Source organism: [Clostridium] ultunense DSM 10521 (assembly GCF_000511955.1).
Taxonomy (GTDB): Bacteria; Bacillota; Clostridia; order Tissierellales; family Tepidimicrobiaceae; genus Schnuerera; species Schnuerera ultunensis.
The window spans coordinates 802,950-804,573 of the sequence record NZ_AZSU01000003.1; the positions used below are offsets into that span (position 1 = coordinate 802,950).

The 1,624-nt window shown below is 32.4% G+C and carries 1 protein-coding gene; it reads left to right on the top strand.

Annotation, left to right across the window (positions count from 1 at the left end; translation table 11 throughout):
- The first annotated feature begins 84 nt into the window (after positions 1–84).
- On the top strand, positions 85–1,407 hold the full coding sequence (locus tag CUL_RS20310; protein WP_025641767.1) for an ISNCY family transposase: 1,323 nt from the start codon (positions 85–87) through the stop codon (positions 1,405–1,407).
- The last annotated feature ends 217 nt before the right edge of the window (positions 1,408–1,624 follow it).

Sequence of the window (1,624 nt, forward strand, 5' to 3'; positions counted from 1 at the left end):
GTTATTATCTTTTGATAATGTCATCTCATAATTATCTTTTGATTATGTCAAAATAATAATATGAAAAAAGAGGTGCATTATCTATTGAATGAAAAACAATTAAACAGATATCGAGTCATCTCAAACGTGATTGAAGGTAACCTTAAACCTTGTGATGCGGCCGAAAGTCTGGGTCTAAGTGAACGACAAATTTATCGCCTAAAAAAAGGAGTGGAAGAAGAAGGTGTGTCGTTCCTTATCCACAAGAATACCAATAGGAAACCTTATCATGCTTTCGATGATGATTTTAAACAAAATATTGTTAAACTTAAAAAATCCGATAAATACAAGGATGCCAATTTTAAGCATTTTCAAGAACTTCTTCTTGAGAATGAAGGTATTTCCATAAGTTACAATGCCCTTTATAATCTACTAACTTCTAATGGTGTTATAAGCCCTAAGAAGAGGCGTAAATCTAAGAAGCATTACAGACGGAAGAGAAAAGCTAGAAAAGGAATGTTAATACAGATAGATGCCACTCCTTTCGAATGGTTTGGTAATACTGATAAATTTTCTCTTCATGGTGCTATTGATGATGCTTCTGGGGAAATTGTAGGTCTTTATATGACTAAAAATGAGTGCTTACATGGATATTTAGAAATCACTAGACAAATGATTTTAAATCATGGTATTCCTTCTTGTATTTATACAGATAGACATACAATATTCCGTTCGCCTAATGCTAGTAAAGTATCCATAGAAGAACAGCTAGAGGGCAAAATTATCAATGATACCCAATTTGGTAGGGCTATGAAAGAATTAGGTATCGCAATTATTACAGCACGCTCTCCTCAGGCCAAAGGTAGAGTCGAAAGACTTTGGAATACGCTACAAAGTAGGTTACCCGTTGAGTTTAAAATTGCAGGGATTACTACAGTTGAGGAAGCTAATGAATTCTTGCTTAAATATATCCCTAAGTTTAACTCCATATTTGCTGTAGAACCAGAGGACAGTGAATTAGTTTATCGCAAGCTTACTGATGATTTAATACTAGATCATATTTTATGTGTTAAACAAACAAGAACTATTGATAATGGCAGTGTTTTTTCTATACACAATAGACATTTTCAGGTATTAAAAAGCCCTGGATTGCCTGAAATCCCAAAGAAATCAAAGATCACTGTTATAATCAGTACTTCAGTAGGAATTAAAGCAGAATACCAGGGCAATGTTTATGAAGTAATTAACTTCATAAAGCCTAAAAGAAAACATGAAACCAAGCAGAATAAACTTAAAACTAAGTATATACCTCCAGATGACCACTATTTCAAATATGGCCATGATAAATTTAAAAAAGTCTATTTCGATGAAAGTTATGAGGAAGTACTCAGTGTCCTAGAAGAAATATTTTTAAGCAAATACGCTTAATTTCAATGTTTTAACATCCTTTGGGGCTAGTTGCAAAACAAGCTAGTGAAATTTTAAATGTCAAGGACAAGCTTTGCTTGTTCATTTTATCCTTGACATTTAAAATTGAACAGCTACAATATCAAAGCCCCAAAGATGTTATTATTATATCCTAATACTGACATTTTTAAGCGATAATTAGCTTATTTTTTACTGACATTTTCAAAAGTTATTGACA